18 protein-coding genes are annotated in these 25034 nt (G+C 44.6%); 9 read left to right on the top strand and 9 right to left on the bottom strand.

All coding sequences use genetic code 11. The features are described from left to right. Nucleotides 1-5 precede the first annotated feature (5 nt). Nucleotides 6-8585, top strand: coding sequence for a non-ribosomal peptide synthetase (locus G9G53_RS07305; RefSeq protein ID WP_165147144.1), 8580 nt, complete (start codon nucleotides 6-8; stop codon nucleotides 8583-8585). Then, entirely contained in the window at nucleotides 8582-9463 is an 882-nt protein-coding gene (locus G9G53_RS07300; protein WP_029517521.1) for a hypothetical protein, read from the top strand. Before G9G53_RS07305 ends, G9G53_RS07300 begins: the two co-directional genes overlap by 4 nt. 110 nt (nucleotides 9464-9573) lie before the next feature. Here G9G53_RS07300 and G9G53_RS07295 read toward each other — a convergent pair whose 3' ends face one another. Then, nucleotides 9574-9876: a hypothetical protein gene (locus tag G9G53_RS07295; RefSeq protein WP_069011801.1), complete on the bottom strand. Its 303-nt coding sequence runs from the start codon at nucleotides 9874-9876 to the stop codon at nucleotides 9574-9576. A 292-nt stretch (nucleotides 9877-10168) separates the two neighbouring features. Here G9G53_RS07295 and G9G53_RS07290 point away from each other — a divergent pair, with 292 nt between their 5' ends. From G9G53_RS07290 to katA, 5 genes are all read left to right on the top strand, one after another. Continuing rightward, the gene (locus G9G53_RS07290; RefSeq protein ID WP_029515141.1) at nucleotides 10169-11074 is read left to right on the top strand and encodes an NUDIX hydrolase; all 906 of its coding nucleotides are present in this window, start codon (nucleotides 10169-10171) and stop codon (nucleotides 11072-11074) included. Between the two features lie 28 nt (nucleotides 11075-11102). Then, a complete protein-coding gene (locus tag G9G53_RS07285) occupies nucleotides 11103-11594 on the top strand; it encodes an NADAR family protein (RefSeq protein ID WP_029515139.1) in 492 nt (163 codons plus the stop codon). Continuing rightward, nucleotides 11591-12490, top strand: a complete 900-nt coding sequence (locus tag G9G53_RS07280; RefSeq protein ID WP_165146530.1) for a TIGR02452 family protein — start codon at nucleotides 11591-11593, stop codon at nucleotides 12488-12490. Before G9G53_RS07285 ends, G9G53_RS07280 begins: the two co-directional genes overlap by 4 nt. Nucleotides 12491-12549: 59 nt before the next feature. Then, the gene (gene cysC / locus G9G53_RS07275) at nucleotides 12550-13152 is read left to right on the top strand and encodes an adenylyl-sulfate kinase (protein ID WP_165146527.1); all 603 of its coding nucleotides are present in this window, start codon (nucleotides 12550-12552) and stop codon (nucleotides 13150-13152) included. Nucleotides 13153-13442: 290 nt separating this feature from the next. Beyond that, nucleotides 13443-14900 (top strand): catalase KatA, encoded by a 1458-nt coding sequence (gene katA / locus G9G53_RS07270; protein ID WP_029515135.1) that lies wholly within the window; start codon nucleotides 13443-13445, stop codon nucleotides 14898-14900. Nucleotides 14901-15021: 121 nt separating this feature from the next. Here the strand turns inward: katA and G9G53_RS07265 are convergent, their stop codons facing one another. From G9G53_RS07265 to G9G53_RS07235, 7 genes are all read right to left on the bottom strand, one after another. After that, nucleotides 15022-16332 carry an MATE family efflux transporter gene (locus tag G9G53_RS07265; protein WP_165146524.1) on the bottom strand — a complete coding sequence of 437 codons (1311 nt, stop codon included), beginning with the start codon at nucleotides 16330-16332 and terminating at the stop codon, nucleotides 15022-15024. Continuing rightward, nucleotides 16299-17141, bottom strand: coding sequence for an ABC transporter ATP-binding protein (locus G9G53_RS07260; protein ID WP_165146521.1), 843 nt, complete (start codon nucleotides 17139-17141; stop codon nucleotides 16299-16301). The genes G9G53_RS07265 and G9G53_RS07260 overlap by 34 nt, the downstream gene beginning before the upstream one ends. Beyond that, nucleotides 17134-17970, bottom strand: coding sequence for an ABC transporter ATP-binding protein (locus tag G9G53_RS07255; protein WP_165146518.1), 837 nt, complete (start codon nucleotides 17968-17970; stop codon nucleotides 17134-17136). The genes G9G53_RS07260 and G9G53_RS07255 overlap by 8 nt, the downstream gene beginning before the upstream one ends. Before the next feature lie 8 nt (nucleotides 17971-17978). Continuing rightward, nucleotides 17979-18833: a nickel transporter permease gene (gene nikC / locus G9G53_RS07250; protein ID WP_165146515.1), complete on the bottom strand. Its 855-nt coding sequence runs from the start codon at nucleotides 18831-18833 to the stop codon at nucleotides 17979-17981. Then, nucleotides 18830-19774: a nickel ABC transporter permease gene (gene nikB / locus G9G53_RS07245; protein ID WP_165146512.1), complete on the bottom strand. Its 945-nt coding sequence runs from the start codon at nucleotides 19772-19774 to the stop codon at nucleotides 18830-18832. The genes nikC and nikB overlap by 4 nt, the downstream gene beginning before the upstream one ends. Nucleotide 19775: 1 nt before the next feature. Next, nucleotides 19776-21311, bottom strand: a complete 1536-nt coding sequence (gene nikA, locus G9G53_RS07240; protein ID WP_165146509.1) for a nickel ABC transporter substrate-binding protein — start codon at nucleotides 21309-21311, stop codon at nucleotides 19776-19778. A 207-nt stretch (nucleotides 21312-21518) separates the two neighbouring features. Then, complete coding sequence (locus G9G53_RS07235) at nucleotides 21519-22982, bottom strand: DHA2 family efflux MFS transporter permease subunit (RefSeq protein ID WP_069011926.1); 1464 nt, start codon at nucleotides 22980-22982, stop codon at nucleotides 21519-21521. A 137-nt stretch (nucleotides 22983-23119) separates the two neighbouring features. On the opposite strand from G9G53_RS07235, the gene G9G53_RS07230 reads away from it, so the two are divergent. Continuing rightward, the gene (locus G9G53_RS07230; protein WP_029515149.1) at nucleotides 23120-23689 is read left to right on the top strand and encodes a TetR/AcrR family transcriptional regulator; all 570 of its coding nucleotides are present in this window, start codon (nucleotides 23120-23122) and stop codon (nucleotides 23687-23689) included. A gap of 202 nt (nucleotides 23690-23891) precedes the next feature. Beyond that, nucleotides 23892-24143 (top strand): YolD-like family protein, encoded by a 252-nt coding sequence (locus G9G53_RS07225; protein ID WP_029515150.1) that lies wholly within the window; start codon nucleotides 23892-23894, stop codon nucleotides 24141-24143. 206 nt (nucleotides 24144-24349) lie between these two features. Here G9G53_RS07225 and G9G53_RS07220 read toward each other — a convergent pair whose 3' ends face one another. After that, nucleotides 24350-24679, bottom strand: coding sequence for a DUF3817 domain-containing protein (locus G9G53_RS07220; protein WP_069011816.1), 330 nt, complete (start codon nucleotides 24677-24679; stop codon nucleotides 24350-24352). Nucleotides 24680-25034 lie beyond the last annotated feature (355 nt).

The following is a 25034-nucleotide window of genomic DNA, read 5'->3' as shown; positions in this document are numbered from 1 at the left end:
ACGTGATGGAATCAGCTAATACATCTAATCAGAGTAGTTCTGATAGGTCGCGACGTTACTTGCCTTTATTTTCTCAGCAAAAAGGAAATGCCGGATTGCCCGAAGGCGATGATCAAGCACTTTACAAGATTCGTTTGGGGACAAGACAGGTCAAAACGATTATGGGTTTTGTACAGCATCATCAGTTGGGTATGCCTTCTTTTATAACAGCCATATGGTCCGTACTGCTATCCCATTACTCCAATCAATACGCTCTGCCTGTTTTATATTCCGTGGTATCAGACAAGGAAGGGAAAGAATGTCGTCTGGATTATCCATTACTCATTCATATACAGAAGGAAGATCATCTTCTCTCTTTGATACAAAGGATACAAATGGAATGGAACAAACAACATAGTAGCGACGAATTGAGAGAGGATTTTTCGCAGCAAACTAAAGTTGATCCTCCATCAGGGGCAGGGAAGGATTTCTTCAATGTGTGTATCGCAGAGATTTATGGTGACTTTCCTTCTCCAAGTTTAAATGCGGAGAAGTCCCCTCCCCTTTACGGTATAGATCAGCCAGAAATCGCGCTCTGCTACCGGTATGACCCGGATATATTGGAGTGCGCAATACAGTATGATGGCAGCCGTTTCGGAAAAATGCAGATCGCTAGATTCGCAGGCCATTTCAAAACACTGCTGGCAAATGCACTCCTTCTTCCGGAGAAGACGGTACTATTTCACCCCATGCTGACCACAAGAGAACGCAGACAGATGCAACAATGGAATGATACGGAACAAGCCTATCCTTTGGATAAAACTGTGGTTCAATTGATCGAGGAGCAGGCTAGCCGAACACCCGATGCAATCGCTTTAGAGTTTGGAGAGCAGAAGCTGACCTACTATGAGTTAAATCACCGGGCAAATCAAATCAGCCGCATGATTTTAGAGTCGTATTCGATACAGGGGCATGGCGTTCTGCCGACCGGCACGCTGATTGCCATCGTCTTGGATAGAAGCGCAGATGTGATCCCGTCGATGTTTGGAGTTATGAAAGCGGGCGCTGCTTATCTTCCGATCGATCCCCAATATCCTGGGGAACGGCTGCGATTTATTTTAGAAGATGCACAGGCCCAAATGATTATAACGCACAGCCAATTAGTAAGTAGGCTAAATCCATATATTTCTCAAATGGGTAGGGAAGCATATTCGCTGACTTGTGTGGATGAATGCTTGGTGCAGCAGGACTACTATCCCTACGAAAACTTGAAGATCAAGGTTACACAGAATGATCTCGCTTATGTCATCTACACATCCGGTTCTACTGGAAAACCGAAGGGAACCCTTATTGAACACGCGGGTCTGGTTACGTTGATCCCTTATCTTGTTGAAAAGTTTGGAATCACCTCAGATTCAAGAGTCATGCAATTCGCCTCCATTAGTTTCGACGCTTCAGTCTATGAATGGATCGGCACGCTATCAGTAGGCGGAACAGTGGTTGTTCTGTCAGACGAGGAACTGCCTCCTTATGCAGACATTTCAGATATTCTTGAAGAGAAAAATATCCACGTTGCGATGCTAACGCCATCTGTGCTGCGAACGATGAAACATAGAGAACTGCCAAGGTTGCGGACAATTGTATCTGCTGGAGAACCCTGTACGCCTGATATTGTGGACTATTGGGGAAGAGGAAGACGATTCGTGAACGCTTACGGGCCGACCGAAGTGACGATTATTTGTTCTACTTCCGTCTGCAGACCGGGAAAAGAAATTACAATCGGCAAACCCGTCTATAACAAACGTTTATTCGTTTTGAATCCATTCGGCAGTCCTGTGCCTGTCGGCGTTCCCGGTGAATTATGGGTGGGCGGCATAGGGCTTGCCAGAGGATATTTGAATCGTGAAGAACTGACTCAGGAACAGTTCGTTCACAAAGAGGTTGTAATTAGCAGTGAATATCCGCCACACAGTGAGCGGCTATATAAAACCGGGGACATTGTGAAATGGACGCCGGATGGTGAATTGGTTTTTATCGGCCGTAGTGATGAACAAATTAAAATCAGAGGGTATCGTATCGAGCTAGGTGAAATAGAACATCAGCTCCGCCAACATCCTGACATCGGTCAATGTGTCGTTCAAGCCTGGAAGGACGGGGCCTACCATAAACTGGTGGCCTATTATACTGCTGTAGAAGAGCTGAAAGAGGCCGATCTGACACAGCACTTAAACTCTGTATTACCAGCTTATATGGTTCCTTCATATTTTTGTTATCTGGAGTCAGTTCCAGTAAATACAAACGGTAAAGTCGACCGTGGAGCTCTCCCTGATCCGAGGGGTACCTTATTTAATCAAGCTGATGAAATTGTGGAAGCAGACGAGGACGGTTTCGAAAAGCGCTTGCTTTGGATTTGGCGGCAGATTTTAAAAAGAGGAGATATCGGGGTTAACGACCATTTTTACGCGGTTGGGGGAGACTCAATTCTTGCCATTCAGGTCGTATCTATGGCCAGGGATCATGGTATCATGCTTACTCCAAGACAAGTTGCGGAGTATCCAACCATTCAGAAATTAGCTGCTGTGGTTACTTGGACAGACAATGATCAAAAGGAAGATCTCAGCATTGACTTGACAGGCGAATTTGGTTTGACACCGATCCAGCACTGGTTTTTCGAGCAACAGTTTGTAGAGCCGCATTATTTCAACCAATCCCAGCTGTTTGTACTCCGTGATTGTGATCCTGTGAAGCTGGAAACCGCCATTAATCAATTGATTCGATTACATCCAGAGCTGTCGATGGAGATCGTAGTCAAGGAACATGCGTATTCGCAGCGCTACCGAAAGGATGCTTCCATTCAACTGGCTAGCTACACCCTTCAACAAGTCGATTATCCCGAATCCGAAATTTCAAGCATATGTGATACGTGGAACAGACAATTGAATTATGAGACGGGCGCCATGATGTATGCAGGAGTAATTCAAGGCCACCCTGACGGTAAAGCCCGTCTGTTTATGACTATACATCATCTAGTCATTGATGGAGTGTCTTGGAGAATATTAGTCCAGGAATTGTATCAATTGTATCAGGGTATAGCGCTGCCTACTGTTTTAAATCCATACAAGAAGTGGCATTCTGTATTGATGAGTTATTCTAAACATAAAGATACTTTACGTCATATTGAATATTGGAAAAAAGTACAGCATCAAACTACAGCATTTGTATTGCCAGTAGACCATTACCCGGATCGTAAAAAGAGCAGTGAGTCTTCGGAATTAGTTACAATGCTTACTCCTGACGATACGGAACTGCTTTTGCACCATTGCTCTCAGGCTTATCATACCGAGATTAACGACCTGCTACTTACAGCCTGGTCCCTGGCGCTCTCCGCTTGGTCTGGGCAGAAGACGATTTCGTTTCGCTTAGAAGGCCATGGACGTGAGCACTTTGTATCCGATATAGATCTGACAAGAACCATCGGTTGGTTTACCTCCATGTTTCCGGTATGCATTCAGATTACGGACAGTTCCCCCTTGGGAGCGACGATTAAATCTGTCAAAGAGCAGTTGCGTTGTATTCCTCACCGCGGCATGTCATATGGCGCTTTGAGATACTGCCATCCGAATACAGAAGTCCGTTCCGAGTTATCAGCTTCTGAACCTCAGGCTCTTTTCAATTACTTGGGCCAGTTTGATCAGGGGAATGCGAGCGAATTAAACCAGTGGTTAGGGTTTACAAGTGACGCAGCACAGGATTATAGCTCGCCGCTTAATCATGGAACAAGCCTATTGGAACTCAACTGTTCCATTGTTCATAGCAAGCTGCATTTGTTTATGAAATATAGCAAACGTCACTATGAAGAAACCACCATTACTCAGTTGTTAGATACTTTTATAACACGTGTGCTTGCTATTATCGAACATTGTAGCCGGACTGAACACCAAGAGTTCACACCTAGTGATTTTCCATCCGTGTCACTGGAACAACATTCGCTTGACGAGATCGTAAAGACATATCATTGGCAATATGGTTTGGATAAAATGATGTACCTAAGTCCCTTACAAGAAGGACTGCTGTTCCATTATTTAGATCATCCTAGTTCCGATCAATACTTTGTGCAGGTTAGTTGGAAATATCATGGTAGGCTAGAGGTTGACCGTTACCGGGAAGTCTGGAACAGCATTATTTCTGAAAATGATAGCTTGCGGACTTGCTACATTTGGGAGGCGTTGGACAAGCCCATACAATGTATTATCCGAAATGCAGAATGGGATTGGACATTTTTGGATTTTGAAGTAGAGCAACCAGAGCAGCAACAAGAGTGTATCGAACGCTGGATGACAATGGATCGTAATCGCCGTTTTGATCTGAGTCAGCCTGCATTCCGCATAACACTGATTCAGACTGCTTCAAACGAATGGACGATGATCTGGAGCTACCACCATATTTTGCTGGACGGTTGGAGCCTGCCGCTACTAATAAATCGAGTTCATGAACTCTATGTTTGTAGCCTGCAAAACCGGATGCCACAGCGCAGCTTGACCCGTTCTTATGAAACTTATATTCGTTGGTTAAACAATAAGGATCGCACAGAGGCCGAGTTATTCTGGAAGGCATATTTAGCCGACGTAACGGAGCCAACCCAACTACCGATAGAGAAGGGCATACTTCCCGAGGTACATCAACCGATTGAGAACCAGCAGATCGAGACTCTTTGTATTGATCCGAGACGAACCAAGCGGATCGCTGATTTTGTTCAGCAAGCGCAAGTTTCGCTAAATACGTTGGTGCAGTTTGCATGGGGTAAAGTGCTACAAGTCTATCAAGATGCGGATACAACCATATTTGGTATGGTCGTTTCCGGAAGGGGATCGGATCTTGCAAAAGCGGATCAGATCACAGGTATGCTGATTAATACGCTGCCTTTGGTCATGCACTGGAATGTCGAGCAAACCATCACTGAATATGTACAAAAGCTGCACCAAACCATTCAGAAACTAAATGACTACAGCTATGTGAGTCTGAATGAACTGAAGAGCTGGACTGGTATTCAAGGACATATCATGTTTTACAGCATCGTAGCATTCGAAAATTATTTGAACGACTATCGGCAACTAGAAAATGAATTGAAGATGTCAGCTATGGAGGAACGAGAGAAAACGAATTATCCAATGACGATCACCGTTGCCAATGACGGGGAACAGATCACCATCAAGTTTATGTATGATGCAGATCGATTGAACCAAGAAACGGTTTGTCGACTGGCAGAGCATCTGCTAAATACGCTGGAATATGTGCTGGAATACCCGAATTACAACGTCAGAGACGTTTGCTTCATGAACAAGGATGAATATGAACGAATCGTCTACGACTGGAACAATACGTATACAGCATATCCCAGAGAGCGTTCAATTATTGATCTATTCCAAGAGCAAGCGGAGCTGCGGTCTTCACAGCCTGCAGTAATTGCGCACAATCAGGTTATGTCCTACCACACCCTAAACCTCATGTCCCAGCACGTTGCCAAGATGTTAACGGATGATGCTGATGATAACAATCATGGAAAGTTTATTGGAGTTTACTTGCCGCGCTCTCTTGAATTCATTGTCTCCATCCTGGCGATCATGAAAGCGGGATATGCCTATGTTCCCATTGACCCCGATTATCCGGCAGCAAGAACCCGCGAATTAATCAAGGACGCTGGACTGGACACCATTATCACTTCACAGGAAGGAGCGGAACGTATCTCGGAAGCCTGTAAGGGAATCCGTTTAACACTGATGGATACAAAGTATTTTGACCAAAATGGAGTTGTGGAACCAGAAGAGAAGGAGAACATGATTGCTCCCAATGACCTTGCTTATCTAATGTATACATCCGGATCGACGGGAAAACCGAAAGGCGTTATGGTGGAACATCGCAATGTCATTCGCTTGGTCAAAAACACCTGTTATTTTCCGTTTTCTTCTGATATCAGATTGCTCTATACAGGTTCGCCTGTTTTTGACGCTTCTACGTTTGAAATTTGGGGGACGCTGCTGAATGGAGGACAGCTGTTTGTAGTTTCAAAAGATGATCTTCTAAATATACATGTGCTGGAGCAGCGGATGAAGGAGTGGAGAATTAATACACTATGGCTAAGTTCTGCACTGTGTAATCACTGGATTGAAGAAAATGAAAAGATATTTGCTGGACTCCAATGGTTGCTCATAGGTGGGGAAGTTTTGTCGGTTAAGCATATCAATCGTATCCGTCTTGCCAATCCGGAACTTTCGATTCTCAATGTATACGGTCCTACGGAGAACACCACCTTTTCGACGAGCTACCGGATCGAAAAGCCTTTTGAGCAGAATATCCCTATTGGCAAGCCCATTAGTAATTCAACTTGTTATATTCTGGACAAACGGGGCCGTGTTCAGCCTGTCGGAGCAATCGGGGAATTATACATGGGAGGAGACGGGGTTGCAAGGGGTTATTGGCGGCAAAACCAAATGACACAGCAGGCGTTTTCGCCGAATCCATATCGTTCTGCCAAAGATGGTGAAAGAGGTACGAATTCAATTCTATACCGTACGGGAGATCGGGCAAGATGGCTGCCAGACGGGAATATCGAGTATATCGGACGGGCTGACGATCAGGTAAAACTTCGCGGCTATCGAATTGAACTCGGAGAAGTCGAGTTCCGTCTTAGCAGCTATCCTGTAGTGAAAGAATGTCTGGTCTTTATCCGGGAGGTTTATGGCGATTTGCGGATGATCGCTTACTATACAGCGGAAGAGGAGCAACGAGTGGAGCAGCTTCATACTTTTATGGCCGAAGGTCTTCCTTCTTATATGTTACCGTTTCGTTACGTTTGGCTGAAATCGTTCCCATTAACGGCTAACGGAAAAATCGATCGCAAAAGTCTTCCTTTACCTGAAATCCATAGCAGCGATAAGGAAGCAAATGCTGGACCGAAGACTGAACTGGAGCAAACCATAGAAGCAGTTTGGTGCACGGTTCTGAAGCTTGATTACATTGGCAAGGCTGAAGATTTCCACACGTTGGGAGGACATTCGCTCCATGCACTACGCATAGCCAGCCTGTTGCAAAAAAGTGGATATCCGGTTACGGTCAACCAAATATTTCGCGAACAGACGATCGAACGTTTGGCCCTCTCATTGATCAATGCAATGACGGATACAGCAACTGACCTTTGTCCGAACATGGATATCCCATATCAGTCTATAAGAAAAGAATACCCGGATGACGGATTTCCGCTGTCTGCTGTACAAAAACGTTTTTTCCAAAGAGATCTCGTGAATTATAACATGTTTAATGTACCTTACTTGGCTCGGCTCAAGAATTACATTCCTACAGAATTGCTGAACGCGTCGATTGAACCACTATTGAACAAACATGCGGCGTTGCGGCTGTCGTTTGCTCAACTGGATGATGAATGGTATCAGTTTGAGCAGAAAATAAGTGCAGGACAGGTAGTTTCTTACGTAGATTTGCACATGGTCTCAGGGTCACATGACGCCTACATTTCGGAATACTGCTCGAAAGTGCAGCATGAATTCGATATCAAGGAAGGACCTTTATGGAAAGTTGTGTTGTTTGATCATTATTGCGAAAAGAGACAACAGGTGATATTACTTCTGTTCCATCATTTAATTTTTGACGGGATTTCCATAAACATTTTTTTAGAAGAGTTGAGACATCTTCTCTTGCCGGGAAAAAGGAGTGATTTGGCGTTACATGCGGAGGAGAAGGAAAGCAGTTATCGGGATTGGTGCATAGCGTTGTCGCAATATGCGGCAAAGGACCCTTTTCCTAAAGCATCCACTTTCTGGAGTAAGGTTGTGGAAGGCGGCCAATCTTTACAGGTTGACAGGGAATCGGAGATACAGCCTCTTCACCGACACATGAGAACTATAACGTATGATTTACTTGAAGGAGAGGAGCATATTCTTCTTCTAAAGGCATTGGCTATGAAGCATCATACTACTCCACTGAGCATCTTACTGACGGCGTTGTCACAAGCTTGTTTCCAATTGAAAAAGCAATCGGATTTGCTGCTGCATGTGATGTCTTATCAACGTGAGTCTTTTTTGCCGGGTATTATGATTGATCGTACTATCGGTTTTTTTGCCGGTGCATACCCCCTTCGAATTCAGATCCCAGAAGGAGAACTATTGGGGAATTGGGAAACGGCACTGAGACATGTCACACATACGTTGCGGCATATTCCATCTGAAGGCTTGGATTATTTTATTTTACGACATATGATACAGGGAATTTATCTAGATAAGGAACCACTAAGGGACGGAACACACATGCTTTTCCATTACCAATCAGAGGAAATGAACGGGATAGCTGATGATTTGTTTGAGCCTTTACCCATATCTTACGGAAATACGAACGCGGCGGACAATCCCTCTGCTTACAAGTTAAATATGACGGCAGGTCTTAGATGCGACAGATTAAGTTTAACCTGCTATTATAGTTCACTGCATTATAAGGATCAGACGATCGCTGAGCTAATACGCCTCATATCCGGACATCTGTGCCAAAGCATCAGTGTTCGCCCATATACCATGATAGCGGAGGTGAGCTTCAGATTATGAAAATATATGAATTTTGTCCATTTTTCAATGAAAATCGCATTGCAGATATTAAAATAAAAGAAAATTCCGGCTGGATTGATGAGTTGCACGTGATCGAAGCTAACAAGACGTTCAGCTATTTAGATAAGCCTCGGAACTTTAATCCAGATTATGTTGGTCCCAAGGTCATTTATCATCCATTTCATGCGGATCAACTGTTTCGTGAACCTGAGAAGCACTCATTGTACTTTGATGTGGATAGCTGCGGTGCGGACAACTTTGACCGCTGGTACTGGCGTCTGCTCAGCCATAACAGTGCGTTTCATAATGAGGCTTGCCAAAGAAACAAGAGTACCTCTATCTTGCAGGATAAGGTTGAGGATGATGATGTGATCATTTTGGCTGATTTTGATGAGATCATTGATAACCGGATGGCGGATCGTATTGTTTCGGAAGTGAAGAAACATCAAGTTATTACAATTAAAATGCACTACTCTGTATTCTTCCTGAATCTTTTTTGCCAATCTAATCACGGTGCTCCTTATTGGAGCTATCGCGTGTTTGCCATGACCGGCCGGTACTTCAAAAGTATGCCTTTCTTACCCGACTATCTCAGGAAGAAAGGGATTGCTGAAGCGCTGTATCATGACATTTATTGTCTGGAGGAGCCAGCTGGATTCCATCATTCATGGCTTGAATATCAGAAAACCGCGCTTCCCAAACTGCAAGCTTTTGCCGCCAATGTAGAAGATAAAAGTATTTTAAATGCAGAGTATATTGATCAATGCTTACATGATAAAAAGCTGTACTATATTGATACTGAACTTTATGTTGATAACTCAAAATCGTTTTTGAGCAGTCTACAGGAACTTAAAACAGATGATCTTTGGTACAATTAAAGGGAAAAGAGATCAAATAAAAACTGCCGACGGGGTCGGCAGTTTAGTTTAAAGACCTTCTGATGTATCAGATTGATTTATCGGAAGGTTGTTTTGCTATGTACTTGGAATCAATAGTAGCTGCTTGAATTCAATGAACTTATGAGTGCAGGCAACAGAGCAACAGCCATAATGATATAGATCACGATTACAATAGCGGCCCAAAGAAGGCCTGCTTTAGCGTAATTAGCTTTGCTCGGATTAGTCGAGCCGCTAAATGCCCACACAAACAGCATGATAAGTCCAACTACCGGTATAGCCATCAGAAGTAAACTGATCATCCATTCCTTGAATGAGACTGGAGGCGGGTACACAGGGGCTGGTCTGGATGGTGCTCCTTGTTGATTGTTTTGCGGATTAAACTGGTTAGACAATTGGATCTTCTCCCTACGTGATTAGTATGTTGTGTTTCCTATATTGACCAAAACATCATACATGATATGACAATAAGCAACAAGTAAAATTCAGTAAACAGTCTAATAGTACTATCAAACGATTAAAAATAGGTCTATACACCCTATTGACGAAGCAGTTTTTATATATTATTGTATTGATATTAACATTTTGTTTTTATCAATTGATTCAAATTAAAAGTTACATAGAGCATTCGCCACTTTTGACTCAAAAGCGATGAAATACCCATATATGAACAGGTAGGTGACGCAAGTGACAGATGGATTGAAACATAATTACAGTGGCTTGACGGAAGAGGAATTTTTGGCCGCTTATGATGCGAGTGAATATGAGCGCCCATCCGTAACGGTAGATATGCTGCTATTTACGGTAATGGATCAGCTCCAACAAAATTACCGTAAGCTACCGGAGAAGACCCTACAGCTTCTTTTGATCCAAAGAGGGGAGCATCCCTATATAGGACAATGGGCGTTGCCAGGTGGTTTTGTAGGCATAGATGAAAGTCTGGAAGAAGCTGCACGACGCGAGCTTAAAACGGAAACGAATGTGGATCAGATTTATATGGAGCAGCTATATACTTGGGGAGATGTGGCACGTGATCCACGTATGCGGGTGATCAGTTGCGCTTACATGGCTTTAGTTGACCACGATTCCTTGGAGGTACAGGCGGGGGATGATGCCGCTGATGCCCAATGGTTTGAGCTGGATTACAGCGTAGCTCAGGAGACGCGGACGAATCAGCCGGAAGGTTACACATGGGAACAAGACATTGACATCACATTGAAGCATGGGGACATCCATCTGTCAGCCAAAGTAAAAATAACTGAAATTCTTAAGGGAAGAACCATTGAAATCAAGCGAGAAGTGCTGGAGTCACAGGGAATTGCTTTTGATCATGCCAAAATTATTGCGTACGGTATAGAGCGTCTGCGCAGCAAAATAGAATACACAGATATCGCATTTCACCTGATGCCGGCTCTATTTACACTAAGTGAGCTTCAGCAGGTGTATGAAATTATTCTAGGTAAGGAGCTGTTGGCCGCAGCTTTTCGTCGCAAAATAGCTGATCTCGTGGAAGAAACCAATGAGTATAGAAAAGCGGCCGGACACCGTCCGTCCAAGTTATACCGATTTAAGCCTCGGTCGCGTTTTATGTAACATAAGGAATATGAAATGAGGAATCTTCATGGAAAAGTTTACATTTTTTTATCGCAGTCATTCGCCATTTTCGCAATGGTATCCTTCTGATTTTGTCGTGGATGGAATGGAGTTTAACTGTGCCGAGCAATATATGATGTTGAAAAAAGCACAGCTTTTTGGGGATGAAGAGGCGGCCTTGAAAATTATGCAAGCCCCTACTCCAAGGGAACAAAAAGCCCGTGGCCGCAGTGTGCGCGGATTTGACCAATCCTTGTGGGAGGCCAATTGCCGGCAATTTGTGTATGACGGTAATTACGCCAAGTTTACACAAAATCCGAATTTGCTCAAGCACCTGCTTAAAACGAAAGGAACCACTCTGGTTGAGGCTAGTCCAACCGACACCATTTGGGGTGTAGGTTTAGCTGAGAACGATGCTCGTATACGGAACCGCAAGCTATGGCGTGGCACGAACTGGCTAGGAGAAATATTGACGAATTTACGTGAGGATGTATTGCAAAAGGAGGAATCGTCATCATGAAAAATACAATGAATTCCCGTAGCAACCGAGATGCCCGGTCGCATATGGCGCAGGAAACACTATCCATTTTGGAACATGGGTATTATACGAATAACAAACAGGCTCAAGTAAATATGACAAATGACATAGGGAATGCGGTCACAGGCTCGAAGTTATATACACCTTCTCAGCTGGTAACTGTAAAACAAGAGGCAGAGCAAAGAATAAAAAGTATATTGGAGCCTTCTTCTCGCATAGACGAACAGAGGATCATTGCAAAATTGGAGGTTACGGGAGAAAGCACGTTACAGGCGGCATACAGACTCCAGGTAGAGGAGAAGCTGACCCACGTGGCGTGTTTGAATTTTGCATCAGCCAAAAACCCGGGAGGTGGATTTCTCGGAGGCAGCCAGGCTCAAGAGGAAAGCTTGGCTCGTTCGTCAGCGTTGTATCCTTGCATTTCACAAATGGAAGAGATGTATGGACATAATCGGAAGCTGCGGAGCTGTTTTTATTCAGATTATATGATTTATTCGCCTGAAGTTCCGGTATTTCGGGATGATCAGGGAACATTGTTGGAGAAGCCGTATCAAGTCGATTTCCTGACCGCACCTGCTGTAAATGCTGGAGTGGTGCGAGAACGGGAGCCAGAGCAGGTGAATCGGATTGGTGAAGTGATGCTGGAGCGAATCCGTTACATTCTTGGAATGGCTAAGCAAAACGGCGTAGAACATCTTGTGCTGGGAGCCTATGGTTGCGGGGTATTCCGCAATAAGCCGGAAGAGGTTGCCCTCTGGTTCAAGCAAGTGATTGTAGATGAAGGATATGGTTTGCTGTTTGACCGGATTGTTTTTGCAGTGTTGGATCACAAAGCAGACCAACATACTTTAAACAGCTTTAAAAATGTTCTTTCTTGAAGTAAAGGCAGTGCATTAAATCGTTTACTATAATATCCCATGAAAAAGGAAGGTGCTGAATGGAACCATCTTCGAATATAACCTGGCATGTGTCCGATATTGATAAGCAAGCGCGTCAGCTTTTGAATGGCCATAAAAGTCCGGTGCTTTGGTTTACAGGGCTGTCTGGTTCGGGAAAATCAACGGTATCCTCCACACTTGAAAAAGCGTTATATGCACGAGGCATACACACGTTTATTTTGGATGGGGATAATGTTCGGCATGGTTTAAATCGGAATCTAGGTTTCCTACCCGCTGACCGTAAAGAAAATATTCGTCGTATTGCTGAAGTTGCAAAGCTAATGGCACATGCGGGTGTCCTAACCATTTGCGCCACCATTTCCCCTTATCGTGAAGATCGTGAAATGGTAAAGGAGATTTTAAAGCAAGAAGGTTGCTATGAGATATATATACAGTGCAGCCTGGAGGAATGTGAGCGACGCGATCCAAAAGGAATGTACAAGAAAGCGCGCGCCGGAGAAATTCATCATTTTACGGGGATTGATGCTCCTTATGAAGCACCGTTGGAACCGGATCTAATCGTATCCACTGAAGGGCGGGAGGTAATCCCGTCGGTTCAGGATATCTTGGATTTTCTCGATAGCAAGCAGCTACTTTTATGATTTTATGATGAATTCTATATGAATATTGTCTGAAAGCCTCAATGGCAAAACTTCGAGAAGTGATCAAAGGAATCATTACAGAACGTGAAAATGGAAGCATACTTATTAGTAAATAAATACAGTAGTGCATATACGGCAAGCCTTATAGGGCTTGCTTTTTTATTTATGATTTTAAACTAATTCTAAATCCTAAATTATAATAATTATAAAAAAGTATTGATTTTTGTTTGTGCACAATTTATAGTGAAAGACACATAGTCAACCAATTCATTCAAGAGGTGATTTCAATCATGAGTAACCAACCAACGAACCTGACTACAAGCTGGGGCGCTCCTGTTGGAGATAATCAAAATTCGATCACAGCAGGCTCGCGGGGTCCCGCACTAATTCAGGATGTGCATCTGCTGGAGAAATTGGCACATTTTAACCGGGAGCGTGTGCCGGAACGTGTCGTTCATGCAAAAGGTGCAGGAGCACACGGATATTTTGAAGTTACTAATGATTTGTCTGCATATACAAAAGCAAGCTTCTTGTCTGAGGTGGGCAAGCGTACACCGATGTTTATTCGCTTTTCTACAGTGGCGGGTGAGCTGGGCTCGTCCGATACTGTACGCGACCCGCGTGGTTTTGCGGTGAAGTTTTATACAGAAGAAGGCAACTATGATCTCGTGGGCAATAATACACCTGTGTTTTTTATTCGGGATGCCATTAAATTTCCTGACTTTATTCATACGCAAAAACGCCATCCCCAAACCCATCTGAAAAACCCGAATGCGGTCTGGGATTTCTGGTCCTTATCTCCTGAATCGCTGCATCAGGTAAGTATTCTAATGTCTGACCGCGGTATTCCAGCTACTCTTAGACATATGCATGGTTTCGGTAGTCACACGTTCAAGTGGGTAAATGCCGAAGGACAGGCAGTATGGGTGAAATATCATTTTAAAACAGAGCAAGGTGTGCAAAATCTTGATGTGGATTTGGCTGCGAAAATTGCTGGTGAAAATCCGGATTATCATACAGAAGATTTGTTTAATGCCATCAAAAAAGGTGATTTTCCTGCATGGAAACTTCATGTGCAGATTATGCCGGTAGAAGATGCAGATACGTATCGCTTTGATCCATTTGATGTGACAAAAGTATGGTCTCAAAAGGATTACCCGCTGATCGAGGTTGGACGCATGGTGCTGGATCGCAATCCTGAGAACTATTTTGCTGAGGTAGAGCAGGCGACATTCTCCCCGGGTTCATTTGTTCCTGGTATTGAGGCATCCCCGGATAAAATGTTGCAAGGACGCCTGTTTGCCTACGGCGATGCACATCGCTACCGTGTAGGTGCAAATCATAATTCGTTGCCGATCAACCGTCCGCATGCGGAAGTTCACAACTACCAACGCGATGGTGCATTGCGCAGTGACAGCAATGGCGGAGGATCTGTCTATTACGAGCCTAATAGTCTCGGTGGACCCAAAGAATCACCTGCGCACAAAATGGCTCCTTTTGAAGTGTCTGGCGAAGCTCAAAGTGTAGCCTACGATCATCATGATCACTACACACAACCGGGCGACCTATACCGCTTGCTCAGTGAAGAAGAGCGTGCACGCCTGGTCCGAAACATCGTAAATGCGATGAAGCCCGTAGAAAGTGATGAAATCAAACTGCGTCAGATCGGACATTTCTACAAAGCTGATCCTGAATACGGACGCCGTGTAGCCGAAGGTTTAGGCTTGACCGTTCCTCAAGGCGAGTAGAGGTATCTGCAAACTCCTAACCTGAAAGCCGTATGAATAAATAATAAAAGGATGTCCCAACACCACGTACATGGTGGATGGGACATCCTTTGTTTTTGAGAGCGATGTAAATCAGGTGCTGCTATATCCTCTGCAAGCGAGGTAAATAGATTACAAGAAACAGTGACCGTCCTAGTGCAAATACGATAAAGGATAGCCAAAGTCCGTGATTCCCATAATGGGGAACGCACCAGAAGAGAGCGATCAAAAAGCAGAGCAATGAAATCAGCATCGAATTACGGATCGGATACGTTACCGTCATCCCCGTAAACACACCGTAGAATACCAGTCCCAGCCCGGCTGCCAGCGGAAAGACCACAAGCCACCCATTATAAGGGCCTGTAAGGCTAATCACTGTAGCATTGTCCGTAAATAGTGAGATAAGCGGCTCTTTCAGTGCGAAATACAATCCTCCTGTCACTACGCTGGTCACCAGTGTCCAGAACCAGGACAAGTGAATAACCCTTTGCAGCATTTTACGATCCCCGGCACCCCGAGCCTGACCTGTCATGATGCTACTGGCGTTGGCGAACCCATCAAAAAAGTAAGCCATAATGTAATGGATCTGCAACAAAATAGCGTTTGCCGCCAATTGATCGGTTCCAAAGCTCGCACTGCGCGCCGTAAACAGATTAAACATCGTCAGCAGACAGGCTGTACGGATCATAAGATCAAGGTTTGTTGCCATGACACTTTTCAACTCTGAAGCTCCAAACCATCCTCGCCAATTCATCTGTCCGCTTTGCTTCCATTCTCTCCAAATCGATGAGCGGAACACCAGAACGAGACCCAATATACATGCAAGAGCCTCCGCAATCAGAGTAGCGCTTGCTACACCAGTGACATTCCAATGCATCATCTGTGTAAATACAATAGCTAATACCATATTGATTACGTTCATTGTAATTTGCAAAAATAATGTAGCCTTCACACGGGATAATCCCATCAGCCAGCCGAGCAGCACATAGTTCACCAATGTAAGAGGGGCTCCCCAGATACGAATGTTAAAATAAATTGCTGCCTGCGCTGCCACATCCTGAGCTGGATGGATTAGCTGCAGAGAAGCTAACAGAATGGGCTTTTGTAACACAATGAATACCGCACCAATGAGTAAAGCAATGGCCAGTGGGCGCATGAGAGCAGCTATGCCCTGGTCGTTATTTTGTGCCCCCGCGGCTTGGGCCGTGAAAGCTGATGTGCTGACTCGCAGGAAGCCAAACAGCCAATATAAAGTATTAAAAATAAGAGTGCCCACCGCTACACCGCCTAAATACGCGGAATCGCTCAAATGACCGATTACAGCTGTATCCACCGCACCGAGTAGCGGGGTTGTAATCGTCGAAATAATTAAAGGGATAGCTAAAGCAAGATAGGCTCGGTGGGAAGGCAACATGTTGAAAAAACCTCCAGTAATGATTGTGTGTAGGGATGGCGATCCGAATGAAATAATGCTTCCTTGGGAAAATGCTCAAGCACACTGCCTTCTTTCATGACCATGATTCGATCACTCATAAAGTGCACAGCCGCCAGATCATGTGAGATAAACAGATAAGCCAATCCTAGCTCATCCTGCAAATCCTTGAGCAGATTTAAAACGGTGGCTTGTGTGGTCACATCCAGACTTGCTGTTGGCTCGTCCAATACGATAAAATCCGGCTCTGTGCTGATGGCACGTGCGATGGTTACACGCTGCTTTTCCCCACCGCTAAGCTGATGTGGAAACTTGTCCAGATAGCTGGCTGGAAGCTTTACCATATCAAGCAAATGTTCTGCTATATCCCGACGTTCTGAGGACATACCCGTCATAAAAGAAGGAACATAGTACTTAAGCTGGTCCAGTGGCTCCAGCAGGGATTGCAGGATGGTTAGTCTGGGGTTCAAAGCCGCAGATGGATGTTGAAAAACTGCACCCAGCCTGCTGCGAATCCGTTTTAACTCGCTCCGCTTTAATCCCCGGATAGACTGCCCATCTAGTCTAAGCTCACCTTGATCAAATGGGTCCAATGTCAATATACAGCGAGCGAGTGTGCTTTTCCCACTGCCGCTTTCCCCGACAATGCCCAGACATTCTCGAGGGGAGATCGACAGAGCAACATCTTGCAGCACCGTTTTGCCTCCAGTGTAAGCCTTCGTCAAACCGGAGACGGTCACGACAGGATTAGACGTGTCTTGCCGCTGAGCGCAGGCGGCTTGATTATTCATGTGCAGCGCTCCTTTCCATTGCGTCCTGTTCTTCAGTGCTGTTGTAAGGTAAACGTGCTGGAGCGCCCGGAGACAGCGGCGGAATAGCTGCCAATAGACGACGAGTATACGGGTGGTCCGGATGGTTCAGCACCGCTTGCGTTTCACCTATTTCAACCAGTGAACCTTCGCGCATCACTGCGATTCGATCTGCATACTTGCGTACATGACGCAGATCGTGAGTGATCCACAAGACGGAAATACCCGTTTCCGTCCGGATTTGGTCAATGAGCTGCAGCACCCGATGAGCTGTGAGCGTATCCAACGCTGTTGTAGGCTCGTCGGCAATAAGCAGCTTCGGCTCCAGCAGGAGTGCAGCCGCAATAGCTGCCCGTTGCAATTGACCGCCGCTGAGTTGGAACGGATAGCTGCGGTACACACGCTCGGCGGGAAGCTGTACGCGCTCCAGCACCTCGATACAGCGCTGCTTGCGCGCCTTGCGATCTTGTTTGCCGTGGGCGCGCATCAGCTCGTCCAGTTGGCTGCCCACACGCAGAAAGGGGGTGAAAGCCCCATGGTAGTCTTGAAAAATGTAAGATATTTCACTACCAAGCAAAGAACGTCTTTGTTTAGCGGATAGATCCAGCAAATTATTGTCCTTCCACGCAATGATACCTTCCGCTGTAACAGAAGAGGGGAGAAGGCCGCCGATAGCGAACGCCGTCATGCTTTTGCCGCTACCACTTTCGCCGGCAAGAGCACACCATTCCCCCGGACGAACGGCAAGCTCCAGTTGCTCTACAATCGTTTTTACATTGGTCCGAATCGTTAAGCCTTCAATAGTCAGCATGTGCCAATTCACTCCTCTGTCCGGGTTTTAACATCATAACGGTCGCATAGTTTATCTCCAAATACGTTTGCCAGTAGCACGGTTAGCACGACAGCTATCCCAGGAACCAGCATCAGGTGGGGAGCCATTTGAAAATACGCTCGTCCTTCATTCAACATAGTACCCCATTCCGGAATTGGTGGCTGTGGACCTAAGCCCAAAAAAGATAGGGAGGCAATCATTAAAATAATTTTGCCGACATCCAGCGTAGCCAGCACAAGAACATTCCCTAATGCATGGGGGAGAATATGTCGCATGACAATCCGCAGGGAGGAGGTACCCGCCAGTATGGATAACGAAATGTAATCCTTTTGCTTTTCTGCCAGCACGGTACTACGCACCAGGCGTGCATAACCAACCCATTTTACCGCAGTTACCGCGAAAATAAGATTTACTAAGCCTGGTCCGAGCAAACCGCTCAGCACAATGGCAAAAATATAATCTGGTAATGTCATGAAGGCATCGACCACCCGCTTGAATACACGATCCATCCAGCCTCCAATAAATCCTGAAAACAGACCAAGAGGGACCCCGACAACCAGCGAAACGGCCAAAATCAACAAACTGGTTCCGACAGTCGTCCGAAGTCCAGCTATGACTCTCGATAGTACATCTCTGCCCAAATGATCCGTTCCCAGCCAGTGCGTAGCGCTGATCGATTGTAGTCGATTCCCCATCTGGATACGATACGGATCTTGCGGTACAAGAAACGGAACGACTGTAATTGCTGAAAGAATGAGCAGGATGGAGAGCGACACGATCCATGTTTTGGACAATCGCGTTCTAGTGAGCTGCCCGTTTTCCGCATGTACGGATTTTATCATGATAAACGTTTCTCCTTCAAAGCGATTTCAGGATTGACCCAACGGTAGGACAGCTCTACCAAAATATTGATACATACAATGAATACAGCCATAAATACGGTATAGCCCTGAATTATGGGGTAATCCCTTGCAGCAATGGCATCCACAATCCATTTTCCCAGCCCCGGATAGGCGAATAGCACTTCAATTACGACTGTGCCTCCCAGTAGACTGCCTATACTCTCACTGAATACCGTAATGAGTGGAACTAGACTGTGACGAAGCATGTGTCTGAAAAAAATGCGGATGGGGCTGATTCCACGCGCTTGCGCCGCTTTGATAAAGTCTTGCCCCGAGCTTTCAATCAGACTTGCGCGAATCATTCGTACATAAACGGCCGCCATTGCTAATCCCAAGGTAAGAGAAGGGAGTACCAAATGAAAAGCGGTTCCTTCGCCCATAGACGGCAAAATGCGCAATTTAACTGCAAACCATTCGATAAACAAAAGCCCCAGCCAAAAGCTGGGAATCGAGGAGCCGATTAAGGCAAACACACGACTGGCGCTGTCAATCCAGCGGTTACGGTAGAGCGCAGCCATCGTTCCCAAGGGTAGAGCTATTAGCAGCAAAATGAACAGAGAGCCTCCGGTCAGCAGCAGCGTATAAGGCAGTTTTTCCATAAACTCTGTGAATACCGGACGATGGGTTAAATAAGATTGTCCAAAATCAAACTGAAGCAACTGAACCAGCCACTTACCATATTGCACAGGTAATGGTTGGTCCAGCCCTAGTTGGCTGCGCATATCCGTAATTTGCTGATTGGACACAGCTACATCATCGACTCGGAGAATGCTCCGGACGGGATCGCCCGGAACAAGCTTAAGCAGACAGAAGCTCACAAAGGAAAGAATAAGAAAGAACAAAACTAGTTCAAGAAACTTTTTGGCCATGGATTTGAACATGCTAATTCACATCCAGGTCCTGGGTTAGCAAGTAATATTCACTTTGGCTAGTTACCCAGTTATGTACGTAATCGCGATAGGCTACTACGTTGTTTGGATGGACCAGAAAGGATTGCAGATTTTCTTGGTCAATCAGTGTGACAGCTTTCAAAGCCAGCTTGTTGCGTTGTTCCTCATTCACGGTTGTGTTCAGCTGTGAAATCATACTCGTGAGTTCCGGTACATGCACACGCCCATAATTTAGTGCTCCTTCAGGCATGTAAGCCGCATTTAGAAAATAGCTTGCATCGCCGCGCGGGGCTGTAATGCTACTATAAGTCGCTAAATCCCAATCCTGATGAGCGGCAAGATATTCGTCAATATTATCAACCTGACGGATATCAATCGTAATGCCAAGTTCTTTAGCATTAGCCTGAATCAGCTGGGAAATGAGTGGAAGTTCCGCTCTCGACTGGTAAGTTAGTAATGTAAGTTGAAGCGGCTTGCCGTCAGGGGTTGCAACTTTTCCGTTCTGCACTGTATATCCAGCTTGCTTGAAGCCTTCTCGTGCAGCATTTAAATCAAATTTTTTCGTAATATATTCCGGCGAAAATGGAAAGTCGGGCAAGAATGGCCCTTGAGCAGGGGTTCCCTGGCCGGACATGATACCGCTGGCAATCTCATCACGGTTGATCAGGTTATCGAATGCCTTACGCACAGCCGTCTTTTTCAGATCGTTATTGTTCATATTGTAAATAAGTTGATGCGTTCGCAAACTAGGAAGTGAGTCAACCTTAACGGTAGAATCAGCTTTCAATAGCTCCAGACTTTCAATTGGCGGGCGATACACAATATCAGCAGTTTTGGCTTGAAAAGCAAGCTGACGTGCATTGGCGTCTTCGTTAAACATGAATTTGGCATGCTTCAACTTTACTTCACCGTTCCAATATTGTTCATTGCGATCTAAATTCAGTTCACTTCCAGCACGGAAGCTGGCAACCTTGAACGGTCCCGTCCCAGATGGGAGGTCACCTGTAGCTGTGGTGTCTATAATAGCCGTATTCGGATGAACCAGCTCAGACACAAATTCTGGGAAAGGCTTGTCTGTCGTAATGGTCAAAATCTGTCCATCCGCATGAATATCACGGATATGTAGCGCATTTTTGACCGATGGATTGAGCTTTAACGCTCTTTCCAAAGAGGCTTTGACAGCAGCAGCATTGACGGTTTTACCGCTGTGGAAGTTCACACCTGATCGGATGTTGAAGGTCCAGTGCTGTCCGTCCTTGCTGTTCCATTTGTCTGCAAGCCAAGCTTCCAGCTTAAGATCCTTGTTCACTTTGATCAGTGTTTCACTTACTCCAGCACGAACAGCTGTGTAATTTACATCTGAATGGGGGTCTATAGTAGGGCTTTGCACGTTGAACAATAAGGTGACACTTTTATCTTGTGGTGCAGCAGATGGAGAGGGTGAAGCTGACGGAGATGAAGCGCAGGCTGCCATCATCACCGCCATTACCGCAGGTATAAATAGTTTAAAATAAGAACGTTTAAACAACAGGGAGTCCTCCTTAATAGTAATCGTAATTTTTACGCTTTAACTCATAAATCATATCGTAACCAAATGAAGGTGCTTTGTAAATATGTAATTGACGAATGTGTATGTAAATTCATATCAAAAAGACTGCTAACCAATAGTGATATGGTTAGCAGTCTTTAAGTTTATTCACATATTTTTAATTTGGGGTCACATGAAAATTATGAATTAGTGCATGGGAGCTTTGGCAGTGCCATGTTCAACATGAACTCTGCGGATGAAAAAGGCAAGGATCAACCCGATCACACTGATGATCATCGCAAAGAAAAATGAATTTTGTGATCCGATTGTCATGGCATTGGCCATTTCATTTACGGATTCAGGCATACTGGATTGGCTCAAATAGCCTTCCATACCTTTGGAGAGAATGCTTACCGCTACAGCTGTACCGATTGCACCAGCAACTTGTTGGAGCGTACTCATAATGGCTGTTCCGTCTGGGTATAGATCCATAGGGAGCTGATTTAGGCCGTTTGTCTGAGCTGGCATCATAATCATGGAAATGCCGATCATCAAGCAGCTATGAAGCACAATAATGAGTACAAGAGTTGATGTTGTTGTAATGCCGGACAGGAAAAACAAAACAGCAGCTACAATCACAAGTCCTGGAATGACAAGCCACTTGGGACCGAATTTATCGAACAATGAACCCATAATAGGAGACAAGAGGCCGTTGATAATCCCACCGGGCAGAAGTACTAAACCTGCTGTTAGAGCAGACAGAGCCAGCCCCTTTTGCAAAAAGAGTGGAAGAATCAGCATCGTAGAAAGGATCGTCATCATACATAGGAACACCATAATAACGCCAATAACAAACATAGGGTATTTAAATACACGCAAATTCAACATAGGCTGCTTCATTTTCAATTGACGTACAGAGAACAAAATCAACGATATCAGACCGACAATCACAGGAAGCAGAACCATCAGGCTAGCCCAACCTTCGCCACCTTCTCCGGATTTACTGAAACCGAACACGACACCGCCGAAGCCAATGGAAGATAACAGGATAGATAAAAAATCAATTTTGGGCTTGGTCGTTTTTGAAACGTTTTGCATAAATAAAATACCGCAAATCAGTGAGAGAACCAAGAACGGAAGGGAGATCCAGAAGATCCAGTGCCAAGACAGATTTTGCAGTACCAGTCCTGCAATGGTAGGGCCCACTGCCGGTGCGAACATAATGACCAATCCGATGATCCCCATAGCCGCGCCTCTCTTTTCAGCTGGGAAAATGATCAAGATGGTGTTAAACATCAATGGCAATAACAACGCCGTGCCAATGGCCTGAAGAATACGTGCGATCAATAGCACTGAAAAAGTAGGTGCAAGCGCAGCAACGAGACAACCAGCTATTGAGAACAGCAACGATGTCACAAACAGCTGTCTTGTCGTAAAGGTTTGAATCAGCAATCCCGATACAGGTACTAAAATACCAAGTGTAAGCAGATAAGCGGTTGTCAGCCATTGGGCTGTTGCAGTTGTAATATGCAAAATCTGCATCAAATCATTCAGTGCAATGTTAAGTGCCGTTTCACTGAACATCCCAATAAAGCCGCTAAGGAGCAGCGCAATCATAATAGGTAGCACCTTGAACGTTTTGGGTTCAGAGGGTGAACTTGTTTGACTCATTGTACTCATGTTGTTTTTGTTCCTCCAAATAAATTAATAGTGTTGAATTATAACAATCGGTCTATATATAATAAACATGTTGTTATTTTTTTGTCAAAGTATAAGTTGTAAATATTAAATAATGAAGGATGCTGTATATGGCTGCTAAACCCGAATCATACGAGAATATCGTACAAACCGCATCGAAGCTCTTTTTTCATCAGGGGTATCACGCGACCGGACTGAATCAGATTCTTGCGGAGAGTGGATCACCGAAAGGGTCACTTTATTATTATTTTCCGCGTGGTAAAGAAGAATTGGCTTTGGAGTGCATAAGAAGAGGGAATGAGTTTATAAAGCAAAAATTAAAACAGACACTGGACGGGAATGATAATCCAGTGCTAGCCATTCAGGATTTTATTCGTAATACAGCTGAGGAGGCAGACCGTACCGGCTTTAACGACTTCATGCCGATTGGCTTCTGGGCTGCTGCGGAAACTTCCTGTATTAGTGAATCGCTACGTCATGCTTGTGTGAATACGTTTACAGATTGGCAGCACATCTATATGGAGCGTCTTCAGGAATCGGGCTGGGACGAGGAAAAGGCACGCAGTCTGGCGGTACTTATCATTTCGATGCTCGAAGGTGCATTGATTTTGGCCGTTACGCAACAGAGCAGTGCTCCTATTTATAATATCGTGGATTACATTCCACAGTTGGTCAAATAATCCTGTCTCTTCAATTTTCAATCTCTCCTAATGAGCTCCAACAAGTAACTTTAGAGAGCCGATGTTCTCGTTTTTGAGAACTCGGCTTTTTTGTGGTTCTGAGACGTAATTTTACTCACATTACCAGCACCAAATGATGAAAAGTATGGTAAAATAGAATGAATTTGATTTTGATTTTGCACGAAAGGAAGGGTGATAGCAAGTGGCAAAAGCGAAGGTACCCAAACGGCCTACTCGGGATGAATTTGTACTGGAGGAAATCGGGAATCAGCTTGTAGAAGCACAACGAGAGCAATCCGAGGTTGTATTGACCGTATGGGGACGCGCAGAAACAACCCGCGGACAGATTGTTAAAATGGACCCAAGAACAGGGAAGGTTCATGTAGAGAGTAATGGAGAAACGGATAAAGTTCCTTTTATGGATATTATGAGTGTAAATTACCCGAGAGATTAGTTGTTGTGATTACATAAATATAGCAGAAAGGGACAACAAGAATGACAAAGTTAGAGTCTCCCTTACTGCGAGGGAAAGTAACAATTTAAAATTCGCGTATACAAAAACAACCGAGTGGTTTAGAGCCATCGGTTGTTTTTGTATACTGCTGCATGAGTGGGAAGAGAAAGCCGCGTTGTTGTATTGGCACTTGCCCTTGTATATGCTTATGCAGCTTTTATCGGGCTGGTATGACTCGCACGTGCTTCGGCTTTCTTAAGCACCTTACGATCAAAAATGAAGGGGCCAAACGGCAAAAGTGAGGCAATCAAGGCAGCAAGACTTTGCAGTAGCGTTATTTTCCGCATAATCAGCATGACCACAGTCGCTACAACATAAGCCACGAACAGTACCCCATGGATCATACCCACCCAGCTTACCATTTGCGGTATTCCAGCTGCGTATTTAAGTGGCATAGCGATACACACAAGCAGTAGATATGAAATTGCTTCAATATTACCAATGACACCAAACATCTTAAAGGCATTTTTGAACATAATACACCTCTTTCTCTTATTACTTAAAATTTAATATATCCTATAATGCATTGTTATTAAACGGTAGAAAGTTACGATATATCGAATATTTACGGCAGATGCCAACGTCACACAGCTTAGCGCTCCTGGAAACGATAATTGTAATTTCATTTAACTTGTCAAAATGTGTATCCCTATTGTATGCGCGACCCCCTATCAGTAAAAATACGGTGTGAAGCCTAAACATTTTGTATGCAAATTCCGATAACAGTTAAATGAACGTGTGTACATTATGGTACATATTTTAAAAGCTAGATTGCAGCAGAAGGGCTTGTAAGCTTAACTTATTAGTTTTTGACAAATAAAATTTCCATAC

Source organism: Paenibacillus sp. EKM206P (genome assembly GCF_011066155.1).
In the GTDB taxonomy this organism is placed as follows: domain Bacteria; phylum Bacillota; class Bacilli; order Paenibacillales; family Paenibacillaceae; genus Paenibacillus; species Paenibacillus polymyxa_D.
Note: the sequence above shows the minus strand (reverse complement) of the source record. Positions and strands in the feature narration are given on the sequence as shown.

Excerpts from the sequence above, each read along its gene's own strand:
- G9G53_RS07305 (WP_165147144.1), top strand. The coding sequence starts at position 6 with ATGGAATCAGCTAATACATCTAATCAGAGTAGTTCTGATAGGTCGCGA.
- G9G53_RS07300 (WP_029517521.1), top strand. The coding sequence starts at position 8,582 with ATGAAAATATATGAATTTTGTCCATTTTTCAATGAAAATCGCATTGCA.
- G9G53_RS07285 (WP_029515139.1), top strand. The coding sequence starts at position 11,103 with ATGGAAAAGTTTACATTTTTTTATCGCAGTCATTCGCCATTTTCGCAA.
- G9G53_RS07280 (WP_165146530.1), top strand. The coding sequence starts at position 11,591 with ATGAAAAATACAATGAATTCCCGTAGCAACCGAGATGCCCGGTCGCAT.
- cysC (WP_165146527.1), top strand. The coding sequence starts at position 12,550 with ATGGAACCATCTTCGAATATAACCTGGCATGTGTCCGATATTGATAAG.
- katA (WP_029515135.1), top strand. The coding sequence starts at position 13,443 with ATGAGTAACCAACCAACGAACCTGACTACAAGCTGGGGCGCTCCTGTT.
- G9G53_RS07265 (WP_165146524.1), bottom strand. The coding sequence starts at position 16,332 with ATGTTGCCTTCCCACCGAGCCTATCTTGCTTTAGCTATCCCTTTAATT.
- G9G53_RS07260 (WP_165146521.1), bottom strand. The coding sequence starts at position 17,141 with ATGAATAATCAAGCCGCCTGCGCTCAGCGGCAAGACACGTCTAATCCT.
- G9G53_RS07255 (WP_165146518.1), bottom strand. The coding sequence starts at position 17,970 with ATGCTGACTATTGAAGGCTTAACGATTCGGACCAATGTAAAAACGATT.
- nikC (WP_165146515.1), bottom strand. The coding sequence starts at position 18,833 with ATGATAAAATCCGTACATGCGGAAAACGGGCAGCTCACTAGAACGCGA.
- nikB (WP_165146512.1), bottom strand. The coding sequence starts at position 19,774 with ATGTTCAAATCCATGGCCAAAAAGTTTCTTGAACTAGTTTTGTTCTTT.
- G9G53_RS07235 (WP_069011926.1), bottom strand. The coding sequence starts at position 22,982 with ATGAGTCAAACAAGTTCACCCTCTGAACCCAAAACGTTCAAGGTGCTA.
- G9G53_RS07230 (WP_029515149.1), top strand. The coding sequence starts at position 23,120 with ATGGCTGCTAAACCCGAATCATACGAGAATATCGTACAAACCGCATCG.
- G9G53_RS07220 (WP_069011816.1), bottom strand. The coding sequence starts at position 24,679 with ATGTTCAAAAATGCCTTTAAGATGTTTGGTGTCATTGGTAATATTGAA.